General features: G+C 60.5%; 7 protein-coding genes. 4 read left to right on the top strand and 3 right to left on the bottom strand.

All coding sequences use genetic code 11. The features are described 5' to 3' along the window. The first annotated feature begins 81 nt into the window (after positions 1 to 81). Together AC3WMV_RS14745 and AC3WMV_RS14750 are read left to right on the top strand one after the other, a co-directional pair. Complete coding sequence (locus tag AC3WMV_RS14745) at positions 82 to 804, top strand: 1-acylglycerol-3-phosphate O-acyltransferase (protein ID WP_103368914.1); 723 nt, start codon at positions 82 to 84, stop codon at positions 802 to 804. A 132-nt stretch (positions 805 to 936) separates the two neighbouring features. Beyond that, positions 937 to 1,908 carry a magnesium and cobalt transport protein CorA gene (locus AC3WMV_RS14750; RefSeq protein WP_027613314.1) on the top strand — a complete coding sequence of 324 codons (972 nt, stop codon included), beginning with the start codon at positions 937 to 939 and terminating at the stop codon, positions 1,906 to 1,908. 132 nt (positions 1,909 to 2,040) lie between these two features. Here the strand turns inward: AC3WMV_RS14750 and AC3WMV_RS14755 are convergent, their stop codons facing one another. The 3 genes from AC3WMV_RS14755 to AC3WMV_RS14765 all read right to left on the bottom strand — a co-directional run bounded on the left by AC3WMV_RS14755 (position 2,041) and on the right by AC3WMV_RS14765 (position 6,240). After that, positions 2,041 to 2,769: an amidotransferase gene (locus AC3WMV_RS14755; protein WP_103368915.1), complete on the bottom strand. Its 729-nt coding sequence runs from the start codon at positions 2,767 to 2,769 to the stop codon at positions 2,041 to 2,043. A 95-nt stretch (positions 2,770 to 2,864) separates the two neighbouring features. Further along, a complete protein-coding gene (locus AC3WMV_RS14760) occupies positions 2,865 to 5,009 on the bottom strand; it encodes a 3-hydroxyacyl-CoA dehydrogenase NAD-binding domain-containing protein (RefSeq protein ID WP_103368916.1) in 2,145 nt (714 codons plus the stop codon). Between the two features lie 25 nt (positions 5,010 to 5,034). Continuing rightward, on the bottom strand, positions 5,035 to 6,240 hold the full coding sequence (locus tag AC3WMV_RS14765) for an acetyl-CoA C-acetyltransferase (RefSeq protein WP_027613317.1): 1,206 nt from the start codon (positions 6,238 to 6,240) through the stop codon (positions 5,035 to 5,037). Positions 6,241 to 6,300: 60 nt separating this feature from the next. Between AC3WMV_RS14765 and AC3WMV_RS14770 the strand changes: the two genes are divergently transcribed. Both AC3WMV_RS14770 and AC3WMV_RS14775 read left to right on the top strand, forming a co-directional pair. Beyond that, positions 6,301 to 6,495, top strand: a complete 195-nt coding sequence (locus AC3WMV_RS14770; protein ID WP_096797007.1) for a hypothetical protein — start codon at positions 6,301 to 6,303, stop codon at positions 6,493 to 6,495. 383 nt (positions 6,496 to 6,878) lie between these two features. Then, entirely contained in the window at positions 6,879 to 7,646 is a 768-nt protein-coding gene (locus AC3WMV_RS14775) for a c-type cytochrome (protein ID WP_103368937.1), read from the top strand. The last annotated feature ends 61 nt before the right edge of the window (positions 7,647 to 7,707 follow it).

Genomic DNA, 7,707 nt, shown 5'->3' on the forward strand with positions numbered 1-7,707 from the left:
TCTCCGGACTCTATAGCAGCAATTGCCGAAAACAGTGCACATCCGTACACTGCGCCACCTTTTGTCCCGGTGGGCCTGAAAATGCTGTTTGTGTTTCGTATGTTATTGATGGGCCTGCACTTTATTCTGGCCGGCGTGTTGGGGGTGATCCTCGGGCTGTGCCGTCCGTTCAATCCGGACAACAGCCGACTGTGCGCCCGTCTCTACGCGCTGCCGGCCATGTGCATTCTGCGTCTGCGGGTAAAAGCCGACGTCGCCCCGTTGATGAACAAGCCTGACAGTTGCGTGATCGTTGCCAACCATCAGTCCAACTACGACCTGTTCGTGTTCGGCAACGTGGTGCCCCGGCGGACCGTATGCATCGGCAAGAAGAGCCTGAAATGGGTGCCTCTGTTCGGGCAACTGTTCTGGCTCGCGGGCAACGTGTTGATCGATCGCGGCAACGCGCACAAGGCGCGCAAGTCGATGCTCACCACCACCCACACCTTGCAGCACGAAGACACGTCGATCTGGGTATTCCCGGAAGGCACGCGCAACCTCGGTGAAGAACTGCTGCCGTTCAAGAAAGGCGCGTTCCAGATGGCGATCGCCGCCGGTGTGCCGATCGTGCCGGTGTGCGTCAGCAGCTACATCAAGCACATGCGCCTGAACCGCTGGCGCAGCGGGAAAATTCTCATACGCTCGCTGCCGGCGATTCCTACAGCCGGGCTGACCATGGATGACATGCCCATGCTCATGTCCCAGTGCCGCGAGCAGATGCGCGAATGCATCGCCGCGATGGATCAGCAGCTGCAAGCTGCGTGAAAAAAACCCGCCTTGTGCGGGTTTTCTTTTGCCGGGTGAACTGTGCAGATTTCACTGACTCTCAAGCAGCGACACAGCTAAGCTGAAGCCTTGTATTCCCTGCCATCTGCCAAGAAGAAGTGAACCACTACCATGGGTCGAGTTGTTGCTGCTGCGGTTTACAGCGCCGGTAAGAAAGTCACCAATATCACGCTTGACGAAGGCGCCGCCTGGGCCGCGAAAACCGGACATTTTGTCTGGATCGGCCTGGAAGAGCCGGACGCTCAGGAGCTGGCCAATCTGCAGCGCCAGTTCAACCTGCACGAACTGGCCATCGAAGACGCCCTGGAAAAACACAGCCGGCCGAAGCTGGAAACCTTTGGTGACGCCTTGTTTATCGTCACCTACTCGCCGATCCGCGAACATGGGATCTTGCAGTTCATCGAAACGCACATCTTCGCCGGCAAGGGCTACATCATCACCGCCCGCAACGGTCACTCGGCGTCCTACGCGCATGTCCGCCAACGCTGTGAGGCGCGGCCGCTGTTGCTGGAGCACGGCGAAGATTTCGTCCTGTATGCGCTGCTGGATTTCGTCATCGAAAACTACCAGCCGGTGGGCGAAGCGATTCATGCCGAGATCGATGAACTGGAGCGCAACGTGCTGTGCAGTGCGTTGAACGAGCATGACATCCAGAAACTCCACGGCCTGCGCCGCGACGTGTTGCGCCTGCGCCGCTATGCAGCGCCGATGGTGGAGATTGGCGAGGAGCTGCAGAAGCTGAGCTTCCCGTTCATCGACAAGAACATGCGCCCGTACTTCCGCGATGTGCAGATCCATGTCACGCGGCAGATGGAAGACCTGACCACCCTGGCCGACATCGCCAGCCAGACCATCGAAATCGGTGTGCTGCTCGAGGCGTCACGGCAGAGCGTGGTGCAACGCAAGTTTGCCGCGTGGGCGGCGATTCTGGCATTCCCGACGGCGGTAGCTGGGATTTACGGGATGAACTTCCAGAACATGCCGGAGCTGAGCTGGCACTACGGCTATTTCGCTGTGTTGGGGTTTATTACGGTGGGGTGTGTAAGTTTGTGGGCGAGTTTCAAGAGGTCGGGGTGGTTGTAGTCCTGTGGCGAGGGAGCTTGCTCCCGCTGGGGTGCGATGCGCCCCCATACAGACATCAAGTTGCCGTAAATTACGGCTGCTGCGCACCCGAGCAGGAGCAAGCGCCCTCACCACATAGGTAAATGTCAGGTCTTAAATCGCTGCAGCTTCTGGCTTGTGCGCCACAAAGCGCATCATCCACTCTGCCACCGTGGTGCCATGGTGCTCCTGCTCGAGGCTGGCCACGCCTTTCGAGTAGATCTGCGAACCCAGCGCTTCCTGGCGCAGATCCAGCAGCGCCCGCGAATAGTCGTGAATGAATTCCGGGTGCCCCTGGAAGCACAGCACCTGATCGTTGATGTGGTACGCGGCAAACGGGCAGAAATCGCTGGAAGCGATGACCGTGGCGTTTTCCGGCAGCGCAGTGACCTGATCCTGGTGGCTGATCAGCAGCGTCAGCTCTTCTCGCACCGGGCTCATCCACGGCGCCTTGGCCGCCAGTTTGTAGTTGTGGGTGCCGACGCCCCAGCCTTGGCTGGCGCGCTCGCTCTTGCCACCTAGCAGCAGCGCCAGCAATTGATGGCCGAAGCACACGCCGAGCAGCTTGTCGCCACGCTCGTAGCGGGTCAGCAGGTATTGCTTGAGGGTCTGGATCCACGGGTCGGTGCCGAACGAATCGGCCTTGCTGCCGGTGATCAGGTACGCATCGAAGGTCAGGTCGTCGCTGGGGTATTCGCCCTGCATCACGTTGTACACGGTGAACTCGGCGGCAATCGGTTGCTGCGAGAACAGGCGCTGAAACATCTGCCCGTAACCCTGATATTGATCGACCAATTCCGGACGCAGGATGTCGGTTTCCAGAATGCAGATGCGTAGCGACATAAAAAATACCTGACACGTGATGGGAATAATGAACACCCCAGAGCCTGCCTTGAAACACCCTCGCAAGGCAAGCCCCGCAGCGTTCAGCCGATCACTTAAAACAGCTCGCCTTTCGCGGCTTTCTCCAGCAGCAGCGCCGGTGGCGCAAAGCGCTCGCCGTACTGCTCGGCCAGATACTGCGCGCGTGCGACGAAGTCCTGCATGCCGTACTGATTGATGAATTGCAAGGCGCCGCCGGTCCACGGCGCAAAGCCGATGCCGAAGATCGAGCCGACGTTGGCATCCGCCGTCGAGGTGAGCACGCCCTCCTCCACGCAGCGCACGGTTTCCAGGGCCTGCACGAACAGCAGACGATCACGCACATCCTTCGGCGAAATCTGCCCGTCGGCCTTCTCGAAGCGCGTCTTCAACTCCGGCCACAGATGTTTCTGACCACCCGCCGGGTAATCGTAGAAACCACCGCCAGCGGCTTTGCCCGGGCGCTTGTATTCGTTGAGCAGCAAGTCAATCACGGCGAAGGCCGGGTGTTCTATCAGCGGTTTCCCTTCCGCTTGCAGGTCTTTGGCCGTTTGCTGACGGATATGGCTCATCAGGCTGAGGGAAACTTCGTCGGAGATCGCCAGCGGCCCGACCGGCATCCCGGCCTTGCGCGCTTCGGTCTCGATCATCGGCGCGCTCACGCCCTCGCCGAGCATGGCGATGCCTTCATTGGTGAAGGTGCCAAACACCCGCGAGGTAAAGAAGCCTCGACTGTCATTGACCACGATCGGGGTTTTCTTGATTTGCAGGACGAAGTCGAAACAGCGCGCCAGGGTTTCAGCACTGGTCTGCGCACCTTTGATGATTTCCACCAACGGCATTTTGTCCACCGGGCTGAAGAAGTGCAGACCGATGAACTTACTCTGATCGGGTACTGCGGTCGCCAGCCCGGTGATCGGCAAGGTCGAAGTGTTGGAGGCAATCACCGCGTCAGCACCGACAATCTTTTGCGCTGCCGACGAGACCTTGGCCTTGAGTTCGCGATCCTCGAACACCGCCTCGATGATCAGATCACAACCCGCCAGATCCGCATCATTTTCAGTGATGTGAATCCGCGCCAGCACCGCTTCGCGCTTTTCGGCCGTCATCTGGCCACGGGCGACTTTCTTGTCCAGCAGCGCCGCCGAATGGGCCTTGCCCTTCTCGGCCGCCGCCAGGTTGATGTCCTTGAGCACCACATCGATACCAGCCGAGGCACTGACGAAGGCGATCCCGGCGCCCATCATGCCCGCACCGAGCACACCGACCTTGCGCGTGACATATGGCGCAAAACCCTGCGGCCGCGAACTGCCGGTGTTGATCTCGTTGAGCTGGAACCAGAAGGTGCCGATCAGGTTTTTCGAGATCTGCCCGGTGGTCAGTTCGGTGAAATAGCGGGTTTCGATCAGGTGCGCAGTGTCGAAATCGACCTGTGCGCCCTCCACCGCCGCACACAGAATCTTCTCTGGCGCCGGCAGCGTGCCCTGAGTCTTGCTGCGCAGGATCGACGGCGCTATCGCCAGCATCTGCGCGACTTTCGGATTCGACGGTGTGCCGCCGGGGATCTGATAACCCTTCACGTCCCAACGCTGCACCGCACTCGGGTTGGCGACAATCCAGGCGCGCGCCTTGGCCAGCAACTCGTCACGATCCGCCGCCAGTTCATCGATCAGACCGGCCTGCAATGCCTGTTGCGGGCGCACCTTTTTGCCTTCGAGCAAGTACGGCAAGGCTTTTTCGATGCCGAGCATACGCACCATGCGCACCACCCCGCCGCCGCCCGGCAGCAGGCCCAGCGTCACTTCAGGCAGACCGAGTTGCACCATCGCATCGTCCAGCGCCACCCGGTGATGGCAGGCCAGACAGATTTCCCAGCCACCGCCAAGCGCGGCGCCGTTGATCGCCGCGACCACCGGTTTGCCGAGGGTTTCCAGGGTGCGCAACTGCCCCTTGAGGCTCAGCACCATGTCATAGAACGCTTTGGCCTCGGGTTTGCCGACCTTGATCAGCTCATTGAGGTCGCCGCCGGCAAAGAAGGTTTTCTTCGCCGAGGTGATGATCACCCCGGCGATGCTGTCTTTTTCCGCCACCAGCCGCGCAACGCAGGCGCCCATGGCATCGCGGTACACGGCGTTCATGGTGTTGGCGCTCTGGCCCGGCATGTCGATGGTCAACACGACGATGGCGTCCTGGCCTTTTTCGTAACGAATGGCTTCGCTCATAACAAGGTTTCCTTGAATTCGGGGCTCAGAGGCGTTCGATGATGGTGGCAATGCCCATGCCGCCGCCGACGCACAGCGTCGCCAGGCCGTAGCGCAGGCGCCGGGTTTCCAGTTCATCGAGCAAGGTGCCGAGGATCGCGCAACCGGTCGCGCCCAGCGGGTGGCCCATGGCGATCGAGCCGCCGTTGACGTTGACTTTGTCCGGGTCCACCGCCATGTCCTTGATGAACTTGAGCACCACCGAGGCAAATGCCTCATTGACCTCGAACAGGTCGATGTCTTCCACGCGCAAACCCGCCTTGGCCAAGGCCTTGCGGGTGGCCGGTGCCGGGCCGGTGAGCATGATGGTCGGGTCAGTGCTGGTGACCGCCGTGGCGACGATCCGGGCCCGTGGTTGCAGGCCGAGCGCACGACCCTTGGCTTCGGAGCCGATCAACATCAGCGCCGCACCGTCAACGATCCCGGAGCTGTTGCCCGGCGTATGCACGTGGTTGATCCGCTCGACGTGGCTGTAGACCCGCAGCGCGGTGGCATCAAACCCCATCTGGCCGATCATTTCGAAACTTGGCTTGAGTTTGCCGAGGCCTTCCATCGTCGACTCGGCGCGAATGAATTCGTCGTGATCGAGCAGGATGATGCCGTTCTGATCCTGCACCGGCACCAGCGACTTGTTGAACGAGCCGTCGGCCCGCGCCCGTGCGGCTTTTTGCTGCGAGTGCAGCGCGTAGGCATCGACATCCTCACGACTGAAGCCTTCAAGGGTGGCGATCAGGTCCGCACCAACGCCCTGCGGGGTGAAGTGGCTGTGCAGATTGGTTTGCGGATCCAGTGCCCAGGCGCCGCCGTCGCTGCCCATCGGCACCCGCGACATCGACTCGACGCCACCGACCACCACCAGATCCTCGAAGCCCGAGCGCACCTTCATCGCACCGAGGTTGACCGCTTCCAGACCCGAGGCGCAGAAGCGGTTGATCTGCACACCGGCCACGCTAACGTCCCAATCCGCCACCTGCACCGCAGTCTTGGCAATGTCCGAGCCCTGATCGCCAATCGGCGTGACGCAGCCGAGCACCACGTCATCGACCTGACTGGTGTCCAGCGCGGTACGGCTTTGCAGTGCGGTCAGCAATCCGGCGACCAGATTCACCGGTTTGACACTGTGCAGCGCGCCATCGGCCTTGCCTTTGCCGCGGGGCGTGCGTAACGCATCGAAAATCAAAGCTTGGGTCATGACGCCCTCGAACCTGTGCGGTGAGTGAATTTCGTAGTGTCACTGTTGTCCCGAGCGCGCATGGATTCAATGACCACAGCGCTCAATGACGTTGACGTGCACGCTCAGACGGACGGTCATCCATCCTCAGGTGAACCGGTTCAGGTCAGCGAGTTGTCTAGCAAGCGGGCGGCGAAGAAGCTGGCAATGAGCCTCATGCCGTTTTTATCGCAAACGGCAGCAAATACATATGAAATGGATCTAAGCCAAGCGTGACGCGGACTCTAAGGTAGTAAATGTACGTCAGGGTCGTCGGGTTTTGCCGGGGCCGACGTTCTTCAACAGGAAGTGCAGCGTTTGCCGTCATGGATATGCAGGCAGACATCAGGAAATAACAATAAAGGCGGTCAAGCCATGTTCAAACAACCGAAAGTTCGTCAAGCAGGACTCATTCTTTTCGCCACCACGCTGCTGTTGATTTTGCCCAATCTGACCAAGGTGATTGGCTGACTCAAGCGGCAGGCGTCCGTTATCGCCAGACAAAATGTGACTGGCCCGCTACCCGGGCCAGCGTGGCTGTGCGAACCTTTGCGCACTTCCACGACAGGGACGGCGATCATTTGAAAACGCTCATTGTGTTCTGGGCCTTGCTGCTGAGCATGCCCTTGTCTGCGGCGCAGCTCACGCTGGAGCTGGGCGCGAACAGTCGCACCTGGCAGACCGAAGAGTTGCTCAAGCATCCGCAAGCACAAACTCTGACCATCAAGAACGATGTGTCCTACAAGAAAGACATGACTTATCGCGCCGTAGCCGTGGCGGCGCTGCTCACCGGGATCAAACCGGCCGATCACCTGCAAGCGGTGGCGCTGGACGGGTTTGCCGCCGAACTGGCCGCTGCGCCGTTGCTCAACAGCAAAGGCGCGCAGGCCTGGCTGGCGATCGAGGACCCGACGCAGCCGTGGCCGCCGCTGTCCGAGGGTAAACACAGCGCCGGGCCGTTCTATCTGGTGTGGACTGACCCGCAGGCCGGCAACATCAGCCCTGAGCAATGGCCGTTCCAAGTGGCGAGCATCAAGCGCATGGCGCCGGTGGCCGAGCGCTTCCCGGCGCTGTTGCCGGATCCCAAGCTGAAAGCGGATGACCCGGTGAATCAGGGTTTTGCGCTGTTCCAGAAGAACTGCCTGGCCTGCCACCGGTTGAACGGTGCGGGGGATGCGCAGTTCGGGCCGGATCTGAATATTCCGTACAACCCGACCGAGTATTTCGGCGCGGATTTTCTCAAGCGCTACATTCGCGATCCGCAGAGTTTGCGCCAGTGGCCGCAGGCGAAGATGCCGGGGTTTTCGGCAGAGGTGTTGCCGGAGAGGGATTTGCAGTTGCTGATCGGCTATTTGCAACACATGGCTGGGCGCAAGGTTAAGCCCTGATGCAACTCCCCATGTGGGAGCGAGCCTGCTCGCGAAAGCGGAGTTTCAGACACCACATTGC

Source organism: Pseudomonas sp. FW305-3-2-15-E-TSA4 (assembly GCF_058787295.1).

What these genes read in the sequence shown, in the direction of transcription:
- AC3WMV_RS14760 (WP_103368916.1), bottom strand. Translation starts at nt 5,009, where the DNA reads ATGAGCGAAGCCATTCGTTACGAAAAAGGCCAGGACGCCATCGTCGTG.
- AC3WMV_RS14755 (WP_103368915.1), bottom strand. Translation starts at nt 2,769, where the DNA reads ATGTCGCTACGCATCTGCATTCTGGAAACCGACATCCTGCGTCCGGAA.
- AC3WMV_RS14750 (WP_027613314.1), top strand. Translation starts at nt 937, where the DNA reads ATGGGTCGAGTTGTTGCTGCTGCGGTTTACAGCGCCGGTAAGAAAGTC.
- AC3WMV_RS14765 (WP_027613317.1), bottom strand. Translation starts at nt 6,240, where the DNA reads ATGACCCAAGCTTTGATTTTCGATGCGTTACGCACGCCCCGCGGCAAA.
- AC3WMV_RS14775 (WP_103368937.1), top strand. Translation starts at nt 6,879, where the DNA reads ATGCCCTTGTCTGCGGCGCAGCTCACGCTGGAGCTGGGCGCGAACAGT.
- AC3WMV_RS14770 (WP_096797007.1), top strand. Translation starts at nt 6,301, where the DNA reads ATGGATTCAATGACCACAGCGCTCAATGACGTTGACGTGCACGCTCAG.
- AC3WMV_RS14745 (WP_103368914.1), top strand. Translation starts at nt 82, where the DNA reads ATGCTGTTTGTGTTTCGTATGTTATTGATGGGCCTGCACTTTATTCTG.